Genomic DNA, 21,091 nt, shown 5'->3' with positions numbered 1-21,091 from the left:
GCCGTCGTCCTGGAGAGTTATGAACGCTGCGACGAATTTCCTGTACCGCCAGATCACCCACATTGGCAGGGGGGTGACTCTGGCACAGGGGTTAAAAATGCGCCTTTCGGGGGAAGAAAATATCCCCGATAAGGGCGGCGCGGTGTTGGTCTGCAACCACACCGGCTACATGGATTTCCTTTTCGGCGCCTTTTTGGCCTATCGCAAGAAGCGTCTCGTACGTTTCCTGGCCAAAGCTGGAATCTTTAAAGCCCCAGTGGCAGGTCCGTTGTTAAAGGCCATGCACCATGTGCCAGTTGACCGTATCGATGGCAGCACCTCCTTCCGCCAGGCGGTACAGCTGGCCAAGGACGGCGAGCTCGTGGGCGTGTTTTCTGAAGGCACAATTTCCCGCAGCTTTGAAATCCGCAGCATGAAAAGTGGCGCCTCCCGCATTGCCTATGAGGCGGGGGTGCCAGTAATCCCACAGGTCATTTTTGGTTCGCAGCGCCTGTGGACCAAGGGGCACAAAAAGAACCTGGGACGGACCAAGACCCCTGTCTTTATTACCGCCCTCGAACCGTACTATCCCACCGGCGATGCGGAGGCTGACACCGCGGAGATTCGACGCCGCATGCAAGAGGCGTTGGAAGGGCTATGGGAGCAGTACGAAGCCGAATTTGGGCCCATGCCTGCCGGTGAATACTGGGTGCCCGCCCGTAAAGGTGGAGGGGCCCCTACCCTTGAAGAGGCAGAAGCCCGCGATGCTGAAGTGGAAACCGAACGCCACCGCGTACGCCGACTGCGCGACGATCTAGTGGGCCTCAAAGAACGCGTCTCCGTTACTACGGTTGACTTGGTGCGCAACCACATGGCCGCCGCCAAGGGAAAAGACGGGGAGGAGCCAAAGAATAAGGCGCGTACCGCTCCGGAGACCCTGGAGTGGATCAAGAACAACCTCAACGCCGTGGTAGAAGAGGCAACCCGCGGCTTGGATGAAGGTCGCGATAAGGTCGCGGATGTCATGGCGCAGCTGAAGTCGGAGGTCGCGCAAACCCAAGCGTCCATCGCGGCCAGCAGCAAGGAGATATGGGCCGGTTCCGTAGCAGAGCAGGGCCTTTTGGCGGCAGCTACCCAATCCCGGCTTATCGTCTCGCGCTTGCCGCACCGCGTGAAGGCGCAATTCTCTTCTATACCCCGCGTGGTGGTGGCGCAGAGCAGCGCGCTGAATTGGGAAGATGGCGCGCTGACTCCGCGATTGCACAAGGCTTTGGCAGATATTTACCCGGCGGCCGAAGTCCTGATTGTGATATCACCCGCCGGTGAGGTGGATGTTCCGCAAGCCGTGTGGAGCGTTGTCCTTGATGAGGGTGCTGTGCAGCCGCGTCTTGATACCGCTGCACTGTCCGTCACTGCCGCGACCGCGGTACAAGGCGTGGAGCGCATCCTCGAGGATCTGCAAGCTAAGCCGGAAGAAGTTTTGGTCTTTGCTAACGAGCAAGGGGATGAGGGTTTCCTCGACTGGATGTCGGTAGTGGCTTTGGAAACTGCCCCTATTGAGGTGGTTAAGGGTGCCCAGGCGGTCACTTATTCTGCCGAGAAAGCCGGAATGTCCGAAGTGCTTGAAGCAATGGCGCGGTTAGCGCAGAAATAGCGCGGGCTTTCCGTCCGCTTTACACCCCCGTGAGGGGGTGTTTTTCTTTTTGAATGTCTAAGTATTTTAGGAAAACTGACTGCTTACGAGCCTGAAACTTACGTGTGAGTAACCACATGTGTAACTCGCGCCCGTGACCCCTAACATAGATTTCAGGAGATAAAGTCTCTGCAGCCACGGTGCGAATCTTTCCACCGAAACCACAATTTAACTGCTTTTAGCTGTGCTTTTGCCATCTCATTCATGGATTTATGGCGCAGGCACATGCAAGCACCAAGGAAGGAGATGCGGTCAGCAATGACCCAGCAAAGCAACCAATCCTTTAACCCCGAATACTTTGAAAATCTATGGAATGGGTACGCGGATGAGGAATACGACGTAGTCATCATCGGCGGCGGTTCCGTAGGCGCCGGTGCGGCAGCGGACGCCGCTACCCGTGGCCTCAAGACCGCCGTCATTGAGGCGCGCGACTTCGCCGCAGGTACCTCTTCCCGTTCTTCCAAGATGTTCCACGGTGGCCTGCGCTACCTGGCCATGTTTGACTTCCGCCTAGTGGCAGAGTCCCTCAAGGAGCGCGAGCTGAACATGTCCACCCTGGCACCCCACCTGGTGAAGCCGCTGAAGTTTATCTTCCCGTTGACCCACCACGTATGGGAGCGCGTGATGATGTTCGGTGGCTTTACTCTTTATGACCTCATGGGTGGATCGAAGAGCGTCCCAATGCAGAAGCACCTCACCCGCAAGGGCGTGCTGAAGGTGACCCCGGGTCTGAAGGACGATGCCATTGTGGGCGGCGTGCGCTACTACGACACGTTGGTTGATGACGCCCGCCACACCATGACCGTGCTGCGTACCGCCGCCGAGTATGGCGCCGATGTACGTACCAATACCGAGGTCGTTGGCTTTGACAAGGACCGCGGCGGCCGCATCGTAGGCGCCAAGGTACGCGATACCGCCACCGGCCGCGAGACCACCGTGCGCGGCAAGGTCTTTATCAACGCCACCGGTGTGTGGAATGACAAGATTCAAGAGATGGCCGGCGTGGAGGGCAAGTTCACCGTTCACGCCTCCAAGGGCGTGCACATCGTCGTGCCGAAGGATGCGCTCGATGCAGAGGCAGCCCTGTGCTTCGTCACCGAAAAGTCCGTTCTCTTCGTTATCCCGTGGGGCGAGTACTGGATTATCGGTACCACCGATACCGATTGGGAAAAGGGCCTCTCCTTGCCAGATCCGGCACCAACCAAGTCCGATATTGACTACATCTTGGATCAGGTTAACCAGCGCGTGCGCCGCAAGATCACCCGCGATGACATCGTGGGCGTCTACTCCGGTCTGCGCCCGCTGTTGTCCGGCAAGTCCGATTCCACCACCAATCTTTCCCGTAACCACGCGGTTGCGCGCGTGGCCCCAGGTATGGTTTCTGTTGCCGGCGGTAAGTACACCACGTACCGCGTCATCGGTAAGGATGCCGTGGACCTGGCAGTGGAGGAGCTGGATACCAAGGTCCCGGAGTCTATCACCGAGCAAACCCCGATCCTGGGCGCCGCCGGCTACCACGCCTTGGCCAACCAGGTCCCATCCTTGGCTCGTCGCTACAACCTGAGCGAGAAGTTCATTGAGCACCTGCTCGGCCGCTATGGCTCCCTGCTGGGTGAGGTTTTGGCACCGGCAGTGGAGGACGCCTCCTTGCTCGAGCCAGTTCCTGGTGCCGAGTCCTACTTGTGGGCCGAGGTCCGCTACGCCGTCACCCACGAGGGTGCATTGCACTTGGAAGACATCCTGTCCCGCCGCCTGCGCATCGCCATCGAGTTCGGCGACCGCGGTGTGAACGCCGCCCCGGCCGTTGCTGATTTTGTGGCACCGCTGCTGGGCTGGAGCGACTCCGACAAGGAGCGCGAGGTATCCCAATTCAAGGCCCACACGCAGGCCGAACTTGAAGCAGAAGCTGCGGTAACTGACCGCGAAGCCAATGACATTTTGGTGCGCGCAGGATCCGCCCGACCCACCCAAAACGAGGTATAAGTTATGACCGGATTTGATGCATTCCTGTGGGAGTTTATCGGCACTGCGTTGCTGCTCCTTCTAGGCAACGGCGTATGTGCGCTGGTAAACCTGCGCACCTCTGGCGCACGCGGCTCCGATTGGATAGTTATTGCCTTGGGCTGGGGCATGGCGGTCTTCGTCGGCGCGAGCGTGGCCGATCCCACGGGCGGGCACCTTAACCCCGCCGTCACCGTAATGTTGGCCGTCAATGGCTCGCTCGAGTGGTCTCTGGTGCCGTACTACTTACTGGGCCAGATCCTTGGCGCTATCCTCGGTGCCATTCTGGCGTGGGCTGCCTTTAAGCAGCTTTTCGACGCCAATAATTACGACGACGCCGGAAACGTCACCGGCGCCAATAAGGACACCAACGGTATCTTCTTTACCAAGCCGGCACATCCTAAGAACGGCTGGAATGCGGTGACGGAGTTCATCGCCACCTGCGTGCTGTTGATGTTCATCGCCTTCGGCCCCACCGGCGGCGAGCTTGGCCCAATGAGCTACTTTGCTGTTGCTTTCGTTGTGGTGTCGGTCGGCCTGTCCCTGGGTACACCTACGGGTTATGCCATCAATCCGGTCCGTGACCTGGGCCCGCGAATTGCTTATGCATTCATCTTGCCCATCCAGGACAAAGGCAGCGCGAACTGGGGCTATGCTTGGGTCCCCATCGTAGCCCCATTGGTCGCGGCCGTAGCCGTTGGCCTGTTGTCCGTTGCGCTCTAATTTCATCTTCGTATAGGAGACTAGACACATGACTAACAAGAAATACGTCGCCGCTATCGACCAGGGAACCACGTCGACGCGCTGCATCATCTTTGACCACAACGGCGAGCAGGCTGCCGTTGGCCAGCTCGAGCACGAGCAGATCTTCCCGGAAAAGGGCTGGGTAGAACACGACCCAGAAGAAATCTGGAGCAATACCCGTCGCGCCGTCGGTGAGGCTCTTGCCAATGGCGATATCACCGTGGAAGACATTGACTCGGTAGGTATCACCAACCAGCGTGAGACCACCGTGGTGTGGGATAAGCACACTGGTAAGCCGGTCTACAACGCCATTGTCTGGCAAGATACCCGTACCACCGCCATCTGTAAGGAACTCTCGGGTGAGGAAGGACCGGAGAAGTGGCGCCGCCGCACCGGTCTCATCATCAACTCCTACCCGGCGGGACCGAAGGTAAAGTGGATCCTCGATAACGTCGAAGGCGCCCGCGAGCGTGCCGAGGCAGGCGACCTGCTCTTCGGCACCATCGATAGCTGGCTGCTGTGGAACCTCACCGGCGGCGCCGAGGGCGATGCCGGCCGCGAAGCGCTGCACGCCACCGACGTCACCAACGCCTCCCGCACCTTGCTTATGGACATCGAAAAGCTGGAGTGGGATGAGGAATTGTGTAAGGAAATGGGCATCCCGATGTCCATGCTGCCGGAGATTCGCCCGTCCCTGGGCGATTTCCGTACCGTGCGTGAGCGCGGCTCGCTTTCCGGCGTGCCTATCCGCGCCATCCTGGGTGACCAGCAGTCCGCGATGTTCGGCCAGGGTTGCTTCCGCGCAGGTTCCGCAAAGAATACCTACGGAACCGGTCTGTTCCTCCTGCTGAATACGGGTACCACCCCGAAGTTCTCCGAGAACGGCCTGCTGACCACCGTCTGCTTCCAGCGCGAGGGCGAGCGCCCCGTGTATGCCCTCGAGGGTTCTGTATCCATGGGCGGTTCCTTGGTGCAGTGGCTGCGCGATAACCTGCAGATCATCCCCAACGCTGCGTCCATCGAAAACCTCGCGCGCGAGGTTAAGGATAACGGCGGCGTTTATATCGTGCCGGCCTTCTCCGGACTCTTCGCTCCGTACTGGCGCCCAGATGCCCGTGGCGTCATCGTGGGCCTGACCCGCTTTGCTAACCGCAAACACTTGGCTCGCGCCGTGCTCGAATCCACCGCGTACCAGACGCGCGATGTTGCCGACGCCATGGTGGCGGACTCCGGCGTGGAGATTACCGAGCTGCGCGTGGATGGTGGCATGACCATGAATGAACTGCTGATGCAGTTCCAGTCCGATATCCTCGGCGTGGAAGTACACCGCCCGAAGAATATCGAGACCACCGCCACCGGTGCTGCCTTCGCGGCAGGCCTGGACCATGGCTTCTGGGATGACCTCAGCGTCTTGGGCAGCCAGGCCGGAGACATGAAGGTATTCAAGCCGAAGCGCGACAAGGAAGAGGTAGAAGGGCTCTACCGCGACTGGAAGCGCGCTATTAAGCGCTCCCTGGAGTGGGAGGATAACGAGGACGAGGATCTGAACTTCTAAGTCCTGACGTAAACTCGCGGGTATGGAGATTTTCCCAGCCCGCGCGCCTCGCCTCATCGCGAGCGATATTGACGGCACCCTGCTGGACCGCAACCACCGCGTCCCGCGTCGCAACCGTGACGCCGTGGCGCGGGCAGTCCAACAGGGTGCCTATTTTGCGCTTTCTACCGGTCGTCCGTTCCGCTGGATTGCCCCGGTGCTGGAGCAGCTGCCCGTGCGGCCGGTATGCGTGACCTCGAATGGTGCTGTCTTGTATGACTCCGCGGAGGATCGGGTGATGTCCGCCCATGAGCTTTCGCCTGCCGCGTTGGCGGAAGTGGTGGACGTGGCCCAGACCGTACTTGGCTCCGTGGGCTTTGGTGCGGAGCGGGCTGGGGGCTCGCTTGCCGACGCCGTCGAGGACCTCTTCGTAGTCGAGCGTCACTACTCCGAAAACGCCCTGTTTGAGGGCTTTGGCGTGGTCAGCATGGGCGAGCTAGTGGGGCAGCCGGCGGTGAAGTTCCTCATCCGCAACACGGACTACTCCGCCCCAGAGCTCTATGAGCTCATCGCGCCGCACATCGATCCGGAGCTCGCGCACCTGACCTATTCCATGCAGGAAGGAATCTTGGAGGTTGCCGCGCCCAATGTGACTAAGCGCCGCGGGGTGGAATGGCTGGCGGAGCACACCGGCGTCGCCCAGCAAGAGACTATTGCCTTTGGGGATATGCCCAACGATATAGAGATGCTGACGTGGGCCGGCTGTGGCGTGGCCATGGAAAACGCCCACCCGGAGGTTAAGGCTGCCGCGGATGCGGTCACCGTGGCTAACCACCAGGCGGGCGTCGCTAAGGTGCTAGAGCGCTGGTTCTAGTCGGTAAAGATGTCTACCTTTTCCGTTTCGGTGTTGTAGACAATCTCGCCGCCCTGGAACTTCACGCGGATTTCCTTGCCATTCTTTTCCTCGTTGGAGGTCGGCAGGCCGAGCTTGGAGGCATTATCGCCCTCGGACCACTTCTTAGCAATCTCACCCGTCAGGGCCTTGGTGCCGGACTCCTTGGAGGAGAGCACCACGCCATTCTGGAAGAGTTGGTAGAGGATCTTGCCGCCGTCGGTAGTATCCGGGCCGCCGACTGCCAAGCCTAGGACAGGGCCGAAAGCGTTGAGGACGGAGGTCCAGGATTCCTTCAGGCCTTCGTTGTTGGAGACTTGGACAACCTTGTTGACAATCTCCGGGATATCCCCGGTGGTCAAGTTGCCCGCCACCTTCTGATCGGTATCAGGCTTCTGCAGGCGGTCATTGGCGATGAGCACGCCGAAGACTGCGGCGGCGATGCCGGCAAGGGCGGTAATTGTGGAGACCGGGACCTCGACGTCGCCCAGCGAGGACATGATTTCCTCGCCCGCCTGCTGCGGGGTCTTGGGGGTATTTGGCTGTGGAGACTCTTGCCAGTTCAGGTCCGTGCTGTTCTTGCCGGACTTGATGGCATCCGCCTTGCGCTTGGTATTCTTTCGAATCTCGTCCCAGTGGCGCGTGGTGTACTGACCAGGGCAGGCCGTGTAGTGGAAATCATTATGGCCCGCGAACGCCGGCACGGTGGCCATGGTTCCTGCAGGGAACTTGGAGCCGTTGAATCCGCCGGAGTACAGGCTGGTCTTGCCCATTGGATCGATGCCAGAAATAGCGGCCTTCCAGCCAGCAATCTCGGCGACGGAGTTGAGCATCTCACGAGACGGCTCTGCTGTCTCGTAGTTGCCAATCATGGAAATGCCCCAGTTATTGGAGTTGAAGCCACCCACGTGGGCGCCCTGTACGGCCTTGTCCAGACCGCCGTAGCGGCCTTCGTAGATGGTGCCGAACTTATCCACGAGGACGTTATATCCGATATCGCACCAACCCAGGGTCTGCGCATGGTAGTCGTAGGCACCGCGTACCTGTGCCGCTGCCTGTGCGCGGGTGTAGTTATTCGTACCCGCGGTGTGGTGCAGGGTCATGGCTTTCAAGCCATCATCGTAGGTGGGCTGCTGGCAGCGCTTAGATTCGTCTGCGCCCCATCCGGCGCGGGTGACCACCTTGGGCATGCCCGCGGTTTCTGCGGTGGGCTCGATGGCTTCGCCTTCCTGGGCGTTGCCGTCGATAAACACGGCGTCGAGATCCGCAACCTGGGTGCGCTCATCGGCCACGGGGGAGATATCGCCGACGTTGTACGCAAGCGGCGCGGGGCGGTTGGCATCAGCGCCCTTGGCGGCCTTGTCTAGGAGGGAGTCTTCCTTCTTGTCGAGGTTGGAACCGGTCACGAGGTCAACGTTGGCCATAGAAACCTGCACATCGTTGGTATCGCCCACGAAGATGAGTTCGGTGCCGTTCTTGCCCTCGGTGTAATTCATTGCATCCATGGGCAGCCACTCGCTCCAGGAACCGTCCTGTTGCTTGGAGCGGACGAAGGAGTTGATATCTCGCTTGCCTTCCCAGGTGACGGCGAACATGTTAAAGGTTTCGTCGCGGTGGAACTGCTTGACCGCGCGGCGGCTTTCGCCGTCGCCCTGAGCGGCTACGGCTGGGTCATCGACGACGATGGATTCGCCGTCACTGAAGCTAGAGGAGGAATTTTTTACCTCAATGGGACCGCCGTTGCCGGAGTCTTGGGTCTTGAGAACTTGCTGTCCGCCGAATGCGGCCGTTACGGCGAGCGCGATGGAGGTGACCGCCGCGATGACGGGGGTGGACCACTTTGACCTGGTGGGTACTAGTCGACGTCGTTGTTGCACTGTTATCTCCCTAGGGTTGTGCAGCTGTAAAAACGGTTGCCAAAAGTTAAGAGTTGATAGTGATGGTACGTTTGTGACTTCTGTGAAATCTGTTGCGACACGCCGATGTGCCGTGTCAGCTGCCGTAGTGCAATAAAGTGGAGGCCATGACTTCTTATGACCTCATCGTTGTTGGCTCTGGATTTTTTGGCCTAACGGTTGCCGAGCGCGCCGCTAGCCAGCTGGATAAGAAGGTGCTCATTGTGGAGCGCCGCAATCACCTCGGCGGCAATGCCTACTCCGAGGCCGAACCCACCACCGGAATCGAGGTGCACAAGTACGGCGCGCACCTCTTCCACACCTCTAATAAGCGCGTGTGGGATTACTGCAATAAGTTCACCGATTTCACTGACTACCAGCACCGCGTGTTTGCCATGCACGATGGCACCGCCTACCAATTCCCGATGGGCCTGGGTCTTATCAACCAGTTCTTCGGCCGGTACTACTCACCTGATGAAGCGCGCCAGCTCATCAAGGACCAAGCCGGTGAGTTCTCCCCGGAAGAAGCGCAAAACCTGGAGGAAAAGGCCATCTCCCTCATTGGCCGTCCGTTGTATGAGGCCTTCATCCGCGATTACACCGCAAAGCAGTGGCAGACCGACCCGAAGGAGCTGCCGGCCGCGAATATCACTCGCCTGCCGGTGCGCTACACCTTCAACAATCGCTACTTCAATGACACCTATGAGGGCCTGCCTGTAGACGGCTATGCGGCATGGCTAGAAAACATGGCCGACCACGACAATATTGAGGTCCGCCTCGATACCGACTGGTTTGAAGTGCGCGAAGAGCTGCGCGCCGAGTCCCCAGATGCGCCCGTGGTCTACACCGGCCCACTGGATCGCTACTTTGATTTTGCCGAGGGCGAGCTGGGTTGGCGCACCCTCGACTTTGACTTGGAGGTGCTGGATACCGGCGACTTCCAGGGCACCCCGGTGATGAACTACAACGATGCGGACGTGGACTACACCCGCATCCATGAGTTCCGTCACTTCCACCCGGAGCGCAAGGATAAGTACCCGAAGGATAAGACGGTCATCATGAAGGAGTATTCGCGCTTTGCCGATAAGGGCGAGGAGCCGTACTACCCAATCAATACTCCAGAGGACCGCACCAAGCTGGAGGCCTACCGTAAGCTCGCAGCCCAGGAGTCGAAGGATAATAAGGTTCTCTTCGGCGGCCGCCTGGGCACCTACCAGTACCTGGATATGCACATGGCTATCGGTTCGGCGCTGTCTATGTTTGATAATAAGCTCGCGCCCTTCTGGAACGAGGGCAAGGCCATTGAGCAGGAGCGTGGCCACTAAGAGCTATGCTTAATCACCTCTGAGGAAAGGAGGTGACGGCATGGCTGACCGCCGCATGTGGAAAATGTCGCCGGAGCGGCTGCAGGAGCACCTGAAATTGCGTAGCCGCGCATCGCGCATTCCCGATAAAAAGAAGGAACAGTCCAAGAAGGCCTGCCGGAACTCCCGGCGGGCCTTTCCGCTTTTTGGTGCAGAAACTATTGGGTTATTCCCAACCGTTTGACTTAACCCAACGTTAACTGTTAAAGTTAACTATAGGTTAACAAATATCAAACGGGACAATAATCCGAGAAAGGGGTTAACAATGAACCAGTTTGAAACCCTGCGCCAGGATCTGCACGAGAACTACGGCCACGAGTACACGGCCGCGGAAATCGATGCCAAGCTCGATGAGGTTATTGCCAAGCACACCAAGAAGGCGGAGCTCGATGAATTCGTGCCGCTTTTGGTGGAGCGTGAGGTGCGCGACTACTTCGGTGCTCACCGCCTGCACGTTCGCTTTGCTGCCGGTACCAATAATGCGCTGGCTCAAGCCGCAGCGGAACTAACCCGCAAGCACGCCGGCGACGCCCTCTTTGTAGATACCGCCGTTGCTCACCCAGAAAACGAAGCGGAAGGCCACCTTGCCCACGTCATGAACGAGCGCGGCATGGGTGAGGCCCCGAATAAATACCTCGATGAGGTGCGCACGGTAGCGATGCCGGATTACATCGTGTTCTTGGGCCGCGAGATCGAGCGCGATGAGGCGGGCAAGGACATCAAGATTTGGGATATTCCTGCTGCGGATACCGTGGAGCAGGCACGTGAATTGGCTGATGACCTCGAAGCCCGCGTGCTCTACATGCTTAACAAGCTGGGCATTGATCCGGTAACCGAGCCGGTCAACGCCTAGAAGCGATACGGGTTGGGCAGCTGGGAGGAGACGTTATTATTAGCCACCCAGAAGCCCGCAAACCTATAGGGCATGTAGTGAGTGCCCATGCCGGGGCGCCATTCCGGCGTCCCCAGAAGCGGGGGAGTTTTGCGGTCGCGCTGCGGATATAGCCTTTCTGGCAGCGCGCCCACCATGGGGTGGTAGTCCTTGAGGACTCGAGCGAAGGCGGAGTCGAAGTCTTCCCGCGACAGATCCTGGGACAGGTCATTAATGCGCTGCGTTATCTGGCGCAAGCTGGCGTTGTCGGGCTGGCGGGAGAGCGCCGCTTGGGCGTCACCAAGCAGCCATTGCACCTCGCCTGCGCGCCCCGCGGTATCGCCGGCGCAGAAATTTTCCAGGGAATCTATCTGTGCTGCGGCCGTATTGATTTGCTTGAGCGCTTTGTAGGCCTCCTTGATGGAAGCAGCGTGCAGGGAATAGTCCTGGATGTTCTCCAGCGCCTTGAGCGTCGGCCGCGCATCAGTGTACTGATTGACCAGAGAGCGCCACTGTACCTTCAGATAGTCGCCCGCCAAGGGGGAATGCAGGGCGTCAATCCGTGCCTCCGTGCGCTTGATGAGTTCCTCAGCCCCGTCGCGAGCGCCCTTAATATAATCGAAGCGCTTACGCACTCGGGCGCGGCGGATGAACAAGTAAGTAATGAGGCCAACCGCGCCCAGAACCACGAGCATCACAGTGGCTGCGATGAACACGGACCACGTGGGCGCATCCTGCGTATCTTGCCGACGCACGGTGGTATCCGCGGCGGCGCGCGTTGCCAGGATCATGCCGACGGTATAGTCACCGTCCGCCAGCGCCGGCCGCATTTGGTCCAAAATGCCGTCTACGCGGCCCTCGTCATAAATTTTGATGTCCTGGCACACCTCTGTGCCACAGTGCACGGCCATACTATTGGGCTCAAAACCTACCGCGATGGCGAGCACATTTTTCTGTAGCCCACTTCCATTGATGAAATGCGGATGCTCGCGTTCCAAGTCATGGAATAGAGTCCGGGAAAAATCCTCGCCTGAATTCGGATACGTAGCGTAGAGAACCTCGTGCACGGAATCCGGCAAATGCATGGACTGTGCTTGCGATTTGATGGCGTCTTCGTCCGAATTGCTGAGGATTTGGGCGTTGTCCAGAAACTCCACCGCGGGCTTTTCCTCTGCGATAGCGGCGGGCGCGCTGGCTACAGTGAGAAGACCTACTGCTGCCGCGCAAGGAACCCATCTCATGATGTTCCATCATACGGGCTCCGCGTGTAAACCGTAGTACTTATGCAAAAGCAACTACGCTAAATCGCTGACTACTGTTTATACCGTTTGGAGAATCGAAGCTATCGTGACTGCCAACAACACCCAGGCCCATGAGCCCCTGCAGCGCATCCTGCTGCCTAAGCGCGGCGAGCCCTTTGATGTGCGGATGCTCTACCTCATCGAGGCCGAGCAAAACCGTGAACGCCTTAGCTGGTTTGACCGCACGTCCGTAACCATCCCTGCCGGCGAGGAAGCATCTTTTGAAACCTACTTCAACGCCTTCCCAGCCTCCTACTGGCGCCGCTGGTCCCAGCTGCGTTCCGTAATCCTCAGCCTAGACATTGAGGGCCAGGCAAATATTTCCCTCTACCGCTCCAAGCAGGATGGCCAGCGCATTTCCGTGTCCAACCACCTGGTAGGTACCGGCCACCACGAGTTTGAGCTGCCGCTTAAAAACTTCGAGGACGGCGGCTGGCTGTGGTTCGATATCACCGCCGAGCAGGAAACCACGCTTGCCGACGCCGCCTGGTGCTCCCCCCACGCCCCCGGCCCACAGCTGCTGCCGGACGGCACCGAGCAACCAGCGCAGGACAAGCGCGTGGCGGTTGGCATCCCCACCTTTAACCGCCCGACCGATGCCGTGGCAGCGCTCAAGGCACTGGCCGAGGACCCAGTAGTAGACGAGAGTATCGACTTCGTCCTCATGCCGGACCAAGGCAACCAGCACCCGGCCGATGAGCCGGGTTACGACGAGGCGGTGGCCCACTTTGGCGAGCGTTTCCGCGAATTCCGTCAGGGCAACCTGGGCGGCTCCGGCGGCTACTCCCGCATCATGTACGAGGCGCTGGAAAATACCGATTCGCCCTTCATCCTGTACATGGACGATGACATCGCCATCGAACCGGACTCCGTGCTGCGCGCGGTACAAGCGGCCCGCTACGCGGCCAAGCCCATTATCGTCGGCGGCCAGATGCTCAACCTACAGGAGCGCTCCCAGCTGCGCACTACCGGCGAGCAGGTTAACCGTGCCGATTTCATGTGGGGCGCGGCGCCGCACGCCGTTTACGACCACGACTTTGCCAAGTACCCGCTGCGCGCCATCGGTACCCGCGAAACCCACCTGGATCCGAAGAAGTATGATTCCCGCGCGCTGCACCGCCGCGTTGACGTGGAGTACAACGGCTGGTGGATGTGTCTCTTCCCGCGCATCGTGGCAGAAACCAACGGCCAGCCGCTGCCGCTGTTTATCAAGTGGGACGATACCGAGTACTCCCTGCGCGCTGCGCGCAACGGATTCCCCACGGTGACCTGGCCGGGCGCCGCTATCTGGCACATGGCCTGGGCCGACAAGGACGATGCCATTGACTGGCAGGCCTACTTCCACCTGCGCAACCGCCTCATCGTTGCCGCGATGTACCACGAGGGACCGGCCAAGGGCATTACCAAGTCCATCTTTAAGTCCACCCTCAAGCACACCATGTGCATGGAATACTCCACCATGGCCATCCAAATTGAGGCCATGCGGGACTTCCTGGCCGGGCCGGACCATCTCTTCGACATCCTGGAGTCTTCGCTGCCGCGCATCGCACAGATCCGCAAGAACTATTCCGATGCCGTCATCCTGGAATCCGCCGATGAGCTGCCGGCTCCCACCGGCGCGCCGAGCGTGCCCACCCGCAATATCGGCGGCCGTCTGGCCAAGATTAAGAAGATCCCGTGGGCCATCAAGGGCCTCAAGCACCTCGTCAGCAAGGAAGACGCTGCGCACCATGAGGCGCCGCAGCTCAACCTCACCCCGGACGAGGCCCGCTGGTTCACCTTGTCCCGCGTAGATTCGGCCACTGTGTCCACCGCGGGTGGCACCGGCGTGGCCTTCCGCAAGCGGGATCGCGATCTGGCCAAGGACCTCGTGACCCAGACCCGCGAACTGCTGAAGGAAATCGAGGAGAACTTCGACGACCTGCGCGCCGAATACCGCGCGGCACAGCCGGAGCTGACTTCGCGCGAGTCCTGGAAGAAGGTCTTCGATGCCCAATAAGCTTTCCGTAGCAGAATCGCGCGTCCTCGAATCCATCCAGGGTGCAGCCTTCGACGTGCCCGGCGTGCTGCCCACCGCCCGCGGGCTTAGCCACTGGGGCGAGCATGCCTTGGGCTGGATGGGCAGCGCTGCGGTAGGGGCGGGCATCGACAAGCGCCGCCGCGAAGTCTGGATCCGTGTTGGAGCCGCCGCCTTCCTCGCGCACGCCGCCAGCGTGGTGCTCAAGCGCATCGTGCGCCGCAAGCGCCCGGATTATCCGTACGTGCGCGTGGGGGTAAAGACCCCCTCCAAGTTGTCTTTCCCCAGCTCGCACGCGACTTCGACCACCGCATTCCTGGTGGCGGTAAGCCGCCTGACCGGCCGCAAGGCGCCCCTTTTCGGCGTGCCGGTAATGATGGCATCGCGTATGGTGCTCGGAGTGCACTACCCAACAGATACGGCCGTGGGTGCGGCCATCGGCGCTGCTACCGCGGAGGTCGTGATGAAAGGAATGAAGCATGAGTGATGATGGAAACCAGCACTTTTTCCATTCGGAACCGCACACCTCTGGCGTAGATACCGGCCGCAAGCGCAAGCCGCCGAAGAATCTTGTCGATGGCATGATTAAGGCCCTGCGCCCCAAGCAGTGGGTCAAAAACGTCCTGGTGCTGGCCGCCCCCGCCGCGGCCGGCGCCGATGCGCTGTTCCATGGCCGCGTGCTTCTCGACGTCCTCTTGGCCTTCGTCGTCTTTTGCCTCGGCGCTTCCTCCATCTACCTGATTAACGATGCGAAGGACTGGCGCGAGGACCAAGAGCATCCGACCAAGCGCTTCCGCCCGATTGCCTCGGGCGTGCTGCCGATTAAGCTCGCCTATGTCATGGCTGTGGTGCTCATCGGCCTGTCCATTGGCCTGTCTTTCCTTGCCACCGCCGGCCCGCAGCTGGCTATCGTGATGGCGATTTATATCGCGTTGCAGTTGGGCTATTGCTTTGGCTGGAAGCATATGCCGGTGATCGATATTGCGCTGGTGTCCTCCGGTTTCATGCTGCGCACTATGGCCGGTGGCGTAGCCGCAGGCATCGAGCTGTCCCAGTGGTTCTTGCTGGTGGCGGCCTTCGGTTCGCTGTTTATGGCCTCCGGCAAGCGCTACTCGGAGATCCTGTTGGTAGAACAGACCGGCGCGAAAATCCGCAAGTCTCTCGAGGGGTATACGCCCACCTACCTGCGCTTCGTGTGGACCCTAGCCGCCACCGCTGTGGTCATCTGCTACACCCTGTGGGGCTTCGAACTCGCAAATGACGCCCAGACCGGTGGCGTGTGGTACCAGATTTCCATGGTGCCGTTTACCATCGCCATCCTCCGCTACGCGGCCGATGTGGACCGCGGCCAGGGTGGTGCACCGGACGAGATTGCACTGGAGGACCGCACCTTACAGGTTCTCGCCTTGGCCTGGCTCTCCTGCATTGCCATGGCGGTTTATATTATGCCGTTGTTCTAGACACAGGTGAATTGATATAGAAATTTTCCGCGGGACTGATAAACTTTCTCCCCGTGCTTAACATCGATCACAAGAGTATCGCCCGCTGGAGTACTCCAGCGGTCGTTCTTGTGATCGGTGTTTTGTCTTTTTGGGGCGGCTTCGCGCGCCGCTGGATTTCCGATGATGGCCTCATCGTCCTGCGCACCGTGCGAAACCTCGAAGCCGGAAATGGACCCGTGTTCAATATGGGCGAACGCGTCGAGGCTAATACCTCCACGCTATGGCAGTACCTCATTTTCCTGGTGCGCTGGGCGACCCACGCAAACCTGGAAGGCATCGCCATTTACTTGGGGCTCATCCTGGCGGTAGTGGCAATGGTGGTCGGTACGGGGGCGTCGGCAAGCATGCGCTCTGGCGCTGTTCTTCCGGCCGGTGCGCTGGTGTATCTGGCCCTTCCCCCGGCCAGGGACTTCTTCACCTCGGGACTGGAGTGGGGCCTCTGCATTTTCTATCTAGCTGTGCTCTGGTCGCTGTTGCTGCGTTGGTCGCGGCCCGCTCGTCACTCCAGTAGTAATACCGATGCCTACTGGCTTGCCTTTTGGGCCGGATTGTCTTGGCTGGTGCGCCCAGAGCTCGCCCTGTACGGCGGGCTGATAGGTGTATTGCTGCTGGTATCCCATCGCTCGTGGAAGATTCTTGCCGCCGCGGTACCGCTGCCGTTGGCCTATGAGATTTTCCGCATGGGTTACTACGGGCTGCTGACCCCGCACACGGCCGTCGCCAAGTCTGCAGCTGGTTCCGAATGGGACAAGGGCTTTACCTACCTGGCAGATTTCGTCGGCCCGTATTGGCTCTTCCTGCCGCTCGCGGTGCTTGTTTTTGCAGGCCTATGGAAAGTGAACCTGCGGCCTACTGCAGTGCGCTCTACCACCACAGCGGTATATCTCTTTGTGGGTTCGGCCCTCATTCACACGCTGTATGTCCTGCGCGTGGGTGGAGACTTTATGCACGGCCGCATGTTACTGCTGCCACTTTTTGCGTTTCTGCTTCCGATTTTTGCCGTTAGCGTACGCATGTGGCTCGTCTCCGTTCTCTGCGCGGTGTGGGCGCTGGTTATCGTTCTACGCGGCCATCCGGTGGATCGCAGCATCTATGCGGATGAGATCTCCATTGTGGACGAACGTGATTTTTGGACCTACGCTACCCAGCGCCAGGATCCTCCCATGCGCGCCGAAGAGTTCCTTGGCGCCAAGTTCATGGAGGACTACCAGGAGGGCATCGATGAGCTAGAAGCCGGCGACGCCATGACCTTCCGCTATCTCAAGGGCGAAGATCAGTTCTCGTGGATGGCCACGCCTGCAGACGCTTCGCGCACCGATCCGCCGACCGTTTACTTGCTCAATTTGGGCCTGTCTTCCATGAATGCGCCGCTGGATATTCGCGTGCTGGACAATATTGGCCTCAGCAACCCCTTGGCCGCGCGCCAGCCGCGCATCGTGGGAGGACGCATTGGGCACGACAAGAGCCTGGAAATATCGTGGCAGGTGGCAGATTCCGCGGTCGATATCGATGAGACTCCGCCGTGGATTAATAAGCACGAGGCGGCCAAGGCTCGAGCTGCGCTTGCCGACGCCGATTTTCAGAAACTCTTCGCCACATACAGGGAACCCTTAACTTGGGACCGTTTCTGGAAAAATATTAAATTTTCCCTGACCGACGGCCGGACCCTCACTTTTTCTTCTAATCCCTCTGACTACCTGCATTAATCCATTCAAATGCAGGCTCTAGGGGAACCTAGGATACACTATTCTGTGACATTGTTATCGATCCGTGACGTTAACGGTATACAGGTTCCGGACGATAGAACTTAGTGACAATCACCGAGTAGTTTGAAGGAGAAAGATGACTGCTTCCATTAAGGGTCGCGTCCTTTCAGCCATCATGGCAGTTGCCGTAGCTTTGGGTCTAGCTGTCGTGGCGGGTTCCCAGCCAGCAGAGGCAGCCAACCGCGACTGGCTGCGCCGTGACGCCACTGGTACATGTGAGTGGGACAAGGTCGCCTGGTGGGTTCAGCGTTGCGACGTTTGGTCGCAAGCGATGGGTCGTAATATTCCCGTACAGATACAGCCGGCGAAGCGGGGTGGAAATGCGGCACTCTATCTGCTTGATGGTCTGCGCGCAACTAATCATACAAATGCGTGGGTAAACGATGTTAATGCGGCGAAGACCTATGAACCACACAACATCACACTTGCGATGCCAGTTGGCGGAGCCGCCTCTTTCTACGCGGACTGGCAGGGACCTGCGACCTACGACCTGTCAAATCCTGTTAATTATAAATGGGAAACTTTCCTAACCAGTGAATTACCAGGCTATTTGGAGCGCAACTTCGGCGTGGCACGTAATAATAACTCTATTGCAGGTTTGTCGATGGGGGCTGGTGCTGCGCTAACTCTCGCAGCGAAGCATCCTAATCAATTTCGTCAGGCGCTGTCCTTCTCTGGCTTCTTGACTACAACTGTCCCCGGTGCACAGACATTCATGCGTCTAGCCATGTTGGATGCAGGCGGCTTTAATATCAATGCAATGTACGGATCGCTATTTAATCCGAAGCGTTTCCAAAACGACCCACTGTTGTTAATTCCGCAGTTGCGAAACACCAATCTATATATTTCATCAGCCTCTGGTATTCCGGGGCCTGGCGACAGTCACTATTTGCCGGAGCATCAAGCTGCTGGCGCGGCTTTGGAGGTCGGATCTAATATAACCACTCACGTGTGGGAAGGTGCAGCTCGACTACAGGGCTTAAACCCGACTGTAAGTTATCCAGCCCAAGGGTTGCATAACTGGGAGCAGTTCGGCTATCAGCTCAATCGCTCTAAGCCACAGGTCTTGAATGTAATGAACGCGTGGTAGTGCAACTATTCAGCTAACTGAATTGATAGACTGAGGCAAAGCCAATGTGGGTTAATGCGTGGAAATTTTAGGTGCAGTCTACAACCTAAACTCGGCCACGTAATATTGAGCTGGCATGATCTCTGCAATTTCTTGAGAACTTGACCCGAATGACAAAAGGTTCAAGCCTACTACCCAATATATGTTCCAATGATGGATATATTGCTCGAGACGATAAGTTGCTGGCTGTGATCTCTGCCAGAGCCTATTTGAGCTCAAGATATTTTCTAAGACTATCGAGCCGCCTGGCTCGATAGCTTTAATATTTGAATGGAAATTTTACGGGTTGGGTCATGTCGCTCTGGTTAAATCGTAAAATGATAAAGATATCATAAGTGATCTCATATTGGCTGCGGTGTTTTTACTGGACTTTGGTGAAAAACTATTTGGGTGGGCCATTTTCGGGCAAAGTGTACTTTTGCAGAGTGGATGGAATGCACTTGCGGATGCACCCGTGAGACTTCTAGCTTGAGCAAATCAGATCGAAAGTTTATTACTTTAACTAATTAATGAGGCTAGTTGGTTGCTAGACCGCTTGAGGAAGGTTCGGAGTGCATATCCCGTGGATATCGGGCTTTCATTGGATTTATAAAGTTTGAGATGCTGCTAATTCCATGGAAAATGAAAATACCGACGCACCGTTGAATTCTCATTGTGGCAGCCACATTGGGCGCAGTAGCGGTCGCCCCGCTGTATTGTCCATACAACGTGTATCAAAGCCGACGTCATTGTCGCAGACATAGAGCGTCGTTGACCTATTCAAACCCTCCGCTTAACTATTTCGAGCCTAGCCCTTTGCGGACACTCATACAGCTACAGTTGGTTCGAAGTGTAGCTCGTAGGCGGGGCGGCTTTGTTCTCATCAAATAGAGTGGCTTCCTTAAAACTCTCGATTAGACGATCGTGAGAAATTCAAGCTAGCGGACGCAACTCATCGAACGTATGGCGCGCTTATTGAAGGTGTTTTGGCCGAGATATTGTAATCGGCACACGCAGCAAAAAGGCCTCTCTGGCAAGGATTGCCAGAGAGATTTTGACGATGAGTTGACCTCAAGGTTCAACACATCTAGAAAGTCGTTGTTGAGGTTTATGGTACTCCGCGAATCGCCGCAGAAGGCGCCGAGGGCTTTCGCATTTTGACGAATCCCAGGTTCTGCTACGTTTGAGTGGACGGGGAAAGTCCAGAACATGCCAAGAAAATTTGACTAGAATGCGACGAATCGTGTGGTCGGTCTTGTAGAGAACCGAGTCTTGGCAGAATAATTGTGGATGCAAGCTGCCCGCTGGGTAGTAGACCCAGAGCGTGGGGGGACTAAGGCGCAGGCTCGTTAATGGACTTTGGCTGGCCCGTCGCGCGGGAAACATTCCAAGACCCGTGCCTAGTTTTTGGTCGCCGAAAGGGCGAGGCTAAGCCGTGAAAATGAGCAGCTACGCGGCACCATTGAAATTTTAAAGGTAACCTCAGCTTCTTAGCGACGCAACTCGACCCAAAACGTCGCAACTGAACCGGTTCATCGGTGGATACAAGAGTAGCTCCTGCATTGAGTTCATCTGTACGACGTCGAAGGCGAGCCGATCTAATGAGTTCGTTACCTAGCGTGGGTATCACCACTCCGAAGCCCGCAGATTAAGTGCTCGTCGTCTTCGTAATGATGTGTAGGTTGAATGCTTTAATGTTATTCCTTGTGGTAATTGGGGTGTTAAAGGTCTGCGGAATATGTGGCGTGCTCTCCACCGCGGTGAAAGCGATATCGGCCGTGAATGAACCGTGCGGCTGATGCCTCTTGCCAGCGTTTCTGGCAAGGGTGATGGTCGCTTTCCCATAACTACTCGAACACCTCAATGGCCGGATTTACGCTCGTATTTGGTGGGGCGTGAGTTCAAAGCCCAGGGCCCGTACAAGCTGTGGGTGGCTGACATTGCGTATGTGCGCACGAAGAAAAGCTTTGTGGATGCCGCGTTTGTACGACATTTACTCCCGACGGATCGTTGGGTGGGCGCTATCAGACTCGATGCGCACCCAAGCGTTGCCGCTGCAAGCTCTCAACCAGGCGATCGTGTGTGATGAGGAAACAACAGGTCTCATTGACCATTCGGATCACGGCTCGCAGTACGTCAGCGTCGTCTACAACGAACGTCTTGCCCAGCACGGGATTGCCGCTTCTACTGGGACTGTTGGCGACTCCTATGACAATGCCCTGGTCGAAAAGGTTAATGATTCCTAAAAGAGCGATCTAATCCATACTCGAAGGTGAAATGACGTTGTTGAGGTAGAGATCGCGACGCTTAAATGGGTGTCGTGGTGGAACGAGATGGGGCTTGACCAGAGCTTGGGATACCGAACCCCAGTCGAAATGGAAACCGTATTTTGGAAGCAGATCCCGCCGCAAGTAATTATAGAAA

The 21,091-nt window shown here is 58.0% G+C and carries 16 protein-coding genes; 14 read left to right on the top strand and 2 right to left on the bottom strand.

The window, feature by feature from the left end; genetic code table 11:
• The first annotated feature begins 19 nt into the window (after positions 1 to 19).
• From QP915_RS10050 to QP915_RS10030, 5 genes are all read left to right on the top strand, one after another.
• A complete protein-coding gene (locus tag QP915_RS10050; protein WP_502869332.1) occupies positions 20 to 1,633 on the top strand; it encodes a lysophospholipid acyltransferase family protein in 1,614 nt (537 codons plus the stop codon).
• A gap of 297 nt (positions 1,634 to 1,930) precedes the next feature.
• Positions 1,931 to 3,655: a glycerol-3-phosphate dehydrogenase/oxidase gene (locus QP915_RS10045; RefSeq protein ID WP_284769241.1), complete on the top strand. Its 1,725-nt coding sequence runs from the start codon at positions 1,931 to 1,933 to the stop codon at positions 3,653 to 3,655.
• Positions 3,656 to 3,658: 3 nt separating this feature from the next.
• Positions 3,659 to 4,396 (top strand): MIP/aquaporin family protein, encoded by a 738-nt coding sequence (locus QP915_RS10040; RefSeq protein WP_284769240.1) that lies wholly within the window; start codon positions 3,659 to 3,661, stop codon positions 4,394 to 4,396.
• A gap of 28 nt (positions 4,397 to 4,424) precedes the next feature.
• Positions 4,425 to 5,972 carry a glycerol kinase GlpK gene (glpK, locus tag QP915_RS10035; protein ID WP_284769239.1) on the top strand — a complete coding sequence of 516 codons (1,548 nt, stop codon included), beginning with the start codon at positions 4,425 to 4,427 and terminating at the stop codon, positions 5,970 to 5,972.
• A gap of 22 nt (positions 5,973 to 5,994) precedes the next feature.
• Positions 5,995 to 6,825 (top strand): HAD family hydrolase, encoded by an 831-nt coding sequence (locus tag QP915_RS10030; RefSeq protein ID WP_284769238.1) that lies wholly within the window; start codon positions 5,995 to 5,997, stop codon positions 6,823 to 6,825.
• Here the strand turns inward: QP915_RS10030 and QP915_RS10025 are convergent.
• Positions 6,822 to 8,720 (bottom strand): N-acetylmuramoyl-L-alanine amidase, encoded by a 1,899-nt coding sequence (locus QP915_RS10025; RefSeq protein ID WP_284769237.1) that lies wholly within the window; start codon positions 8,718 to 8,720, stop codon positions 6,822 to 6,824. The genes QP915_RS10030 and QP915_RS10025 overlap by 4 nt on opposite strands.
• A 146-nt stretch (positions 8,721 to 8,866) precedes the next feature.
• Here QP915_RS10025 and glf point away from each other — a divergent pair, with 146 nt between their 5' ends.
• From glf to QP915_RS10010, 3 genes are all read left to right on the top strand, one after another.
• On the top strand, positions 8,867 to 10,063 hold the full coding sequence (glf, locus tag QP915_RS10020) for a UDP-galactopyranose mutase (protein ID WP_284769236.1): 1,197 nt from the start codon (positions 8,867 to 8,869) through the stop codon (positions 10,061 to 10,063).
• Positions 10,064 to 10,103: 40 nt separating this feature from the next.
• Positions 10,104 to 10,286, top strand: a complete 183-nt coding sequence (locus QP915_RS10015) for a DEAD/DEAH box helicase (RefSeq protein WP_239278600.1) — start codon at positions 10,104 to 10,106, stop codon at positions 10,284 to 10,286.
• A gap of 81 nt (positions 10,287 to 10,367) precedes the next feature.
• Complete coding sequence (locus QP915_RS10010) at positions 10,368 to 10,955, top strand: three-helix bundle dimerization domain-containing protein (RefSeq protein WP_284769235.1); 588 nt, start codon at positions 10,368 to 10,370, stop codon at positions 10,953 to 10,955.
• Here QP915_RS10010 and QP915_RS10005 read toward each other — a convergent pair.
• Complete coding sequence (locus QP915_RS10005) at positions 10,952 to 12,214, bottom strand: TPM domain-containing protein (protein ID WP_284769234.1); 1,263 nt, start codon at positions 12,212 to 12,214, stop codon at positions 10,952 to 10,954. The two genes, QP915_RS10010 and QP915_RS10005, sit on opposite strands and share 4 nt — an antisense overlap.
• Before the next feature lie 106 nt (positions 12,215 to 12,320).
• On the opposite strand from QP915_RS10005, the gene QP915_RS10000 reads away from it, so the two are divergent.
• The 6 genes from QP915_RS10000 to QP915_RS09975 all read left to right on the top strand — a co-directional run bounded on the left by QP915_RS10000 (position 12,321) and on the right by QP915_RS09975 (position 20,913).
• Positions 12,321 to 14,273 carry a glycosyltransferase gene (locus tag QP915_RS10000; RefSeq protein ID WP_284769233.1) on the top strand — a complete coding sequence of 651 codons (1,953 nt, stop codon included), beginning with the start codon at positions 12,321 to 12,323 and terminating at the stop codon, positions 14,271 to 14,273.
• Positions 14,263 to 14,778, top strand: coding sequence for a phosphatase PAP2 family protein (locus QP915_RS09995; protein WP_284769232.1), 516 nt, complete (start codon positions 14,263 to 14,265; stop codon positions 14,776 to 14,778). Before QP915_RS10000 ends, QP915_RS09995 begins: the two co-directional genes overlap by 11 nt.
• A complete protein-coding gene (locus QP915_RS09990) occupies positions 14,771 to 15,751 on the top strand; it encodes a decaprenyl-phosphate phosphoribosyltransferase (protein ID WP_284769231.1) in 981 nt (326 codons plus the stop codon). Before QP915_RS09995 ends, QP915_RS09990 begins: the two co-directional genes overlap by 8 nt.
• A 53-nt stretch (positions 15,752 to 15,804) precedes the next feature.
• Complete coding sequence (locus QP915_RS09985) at positions 15,805 to 17,499, top strand: arabinofuranosyltransferase AftB family protein (protein WP_284769230.1); 1,695 nt, start codon at positions 15,805 to 15,807, stop codon at positions 17,497 to 17,499.
• Positions 17,500 to 17,635: 136 nt separating this feature from the next.
• Entirely contained in the window at positions 17,636 to 18,649 is a 1,014-nt protein-coding gene (locus QP915_RS09980; RefSeq protein ID WP_284769229.1) for an alpha/beta hydrolase, read from the top strand.
• Between the two features lie 1,964 nt (positions 18,650 to 20,613).
• A complete protein-coding gene (locus tag QP915_RS09975; protein WP_350309428.1) occupies positions 20,614 to 20,913 on the top strand; it encodes a DDE-type integrase/transposase/recombinase in 300 nt (99 codons plus the stop codon).
• Positions 20,914 to 21,091 lie beyond the last annotated feature (178 nt).

The organism is Corynebacterium sp. MSK158 (assembly GCF_030229085.1).
Classification (GTDB): Bacteria; Actinomycetota; Actinomycetes; order Mycobacteriales; family Mycobacteriaceae; genus Corynebacterium.
The sequence above is the reverse complement of the archived record's forward strand: the minus strand, read 5'-3'. Positions and strand labels throughout refer to the sequence as shown.

What these genes read in the sequence shown, in the direction of transcription:
- QP915_RS10050 (WP_502869332.1), top strand. Translation starts at nt 20, where the DNA reads ATGAACGCTGCGACGAATTTCCTGTACCGCCAGATCACCCACATTGGC.
- QP915_RS10045 (WP_284769241.1), top strand. Translation starts at nt 1,931, where the DNA reads ATGACCCAGCAAAGCAACCAATCCTTTAACCCCGAATACTTTGAAAAT.
- QP915_RS10040 (WP_284769240.1), top strand. Translation starts at nt 3,659, where the DNA reads ATGACCGGATTTGATGCATTCCTGTGGGAGTTTATCGGCACTGCGTTG.
- glpK (WP_284769239.1), top strand. Translation starts at nt 4,425, where the DNA reads ATGACTAACAAGAAATACGTCGCCGCTATCGACCAGGGAACCACGTCG.
- QP915_RS10030 (WP_284769238.1), top strand. Translation starts at nt 5,995, where the DNA reads ATGGAGATTTTCCCAGCCCGCGCGCCTCGCCTCATCGCGAGCGATATT.
- glf (WP_284769236.1), top strand. Translation starts at nt 8,867, where the DNA reads ATGACTTCTTATGACCTCATCGTTGTTGGCTCTGGATTTTTTGGCCTA.
- QP915_RS10015 (WP_239278600.1), top strand. Translation starts at nt 10,104, where the DNA reads ATGGCTGACCGCCGCATGTGGAAAATGTCGCCGGAGCGGCTGCAGGAG.
- QP915_RS10010 (WP_284769235.1), top strand. Translation starts at nt 10,368, where the DNA reads ATGAACCAGTTTGAAACCCTGCGCCAGGATCTGCACGAGAACTACGGC.
- QP915_RS10005 (WP_284769234.1), bottom strand. Translation starts at nt 12,214, where the DNA reads ATGAGATGGGTTCCTTGCGCGGCAGCAGTAGGTCTTCTCACTGTAGCC.
- QP915_RS09995 (WP_284769232.1), top strand. Translation starts at nt 14,263, where the DNA reads ATGCCCAATAAGCTTTCCGTAGCAGAATCGCGCGTCCTCGAATCCATC.
- QP915_RS09990 (WP_284769231.1), top strand. Translation starts at nt 14,771, where the DNA reads ATGAGTGATGATGGAAACCAGCACTTTTTCCATTCGGAACCGCACACC.
- QP915_RS09980 (WP_284769229.1), top strand. Translation starts at nt 17,636, where the DNA reads ATGACTGCTTCCATTAAGGGTCGCGTCCTTTCAGCCATCATGGCAGTT.
- QP915_RS09975 (WP_350309428.1), top strand. Translation starts at nt 20,614, where the DNA reads ATGTGCGCACGAAGAAAAGCTTTGTGGATGCCGCGTTTGTACGACATT.